The organism is Bacillus sp. Nf3, assembly GCF_003028545.1.
Lineage (GTDB): Bacteria > Bacillota > Bacilli > Bacillales > Bacillaceae > Bacillus > Bacillus safensis.
Genome location: NZ_PYUA01000054.1, coordinates 1 through 633, shown reverse-complemented (window position 1 = coordinate 633; position 633 = coordinate 1). Strand labels below are relative to the sequence as shown.

The 633-nt window shown below is 68.9% G+C and carries 1 protein-coding gene; it reads left to right on the top strand.

The genetic code is table 11. The annotated features are described in order from the left end of the window. The first annotated feature begins 145 nt into the window (after window positions 1-145). Window positions 146-544, top strand: coding sequence for a hypothetical protein (locus tag C9414_RS19500; protein ID WP_107164302.1), 399 nt, complete (start codon window positions 146-148; stop codon window positions 542-544). Window positions 545-633 lie beyond the last annotated feature (89 nt).

Sequence of the window (633 nt, the reverse complement as noted above, 5' to 3'; positions counted from 1 at the left end):
AACCATTGCCGCTGACCCCGGAGCAGAGTTTCGACCTGCTCGCCCGCTTCATGCTGGAAGGTGATGCCGATGCCGCGGCGCAGGTCGCTGCACTGACCGGCGCACCGGTGCAGGGCGAACGCTGGGAGGATGCGGGGACAGGATCGTGATCGGCGATGCGCCCGCCGACAGCGCGCGCGTCCAGGCAGGCCGCGAGCTTTCGCGTCAGGTGGCGATTGCGCTGCGACAGACCCACTGCCGCAGTACCGGCAGTGAACGCCATGATGGCGATGGACTGCAGATCGCAATCGTGGCGTACACCTGCCAAATGCCCGACTACGCGAGCGTAGGGGACGGAGCAGCGACCGGCAGCCAGGACGACGCGCACGACGACGGCGACCTGGGCCGGGTTCGCCAGGTGATCGCTGCGCTGCATGCGGCCCCCAGGCGCGCCCATGCCGACCGTGTGATCCTGGCCCGCCTCGGCGACGATGATGCCTGGGTCGCGCAGGACCTGCCACCGATGCACCAGTGGATCCAGCGGCTGCTGATGTTGCCGGAGTGAAGCAGCCGCCGGGCCGGCGCTCAGGCACGCACCCTTACCTGTACGGGTTCAGGTAGAGGGCCGGACAGGCAACGCGCCCTGGATGAACC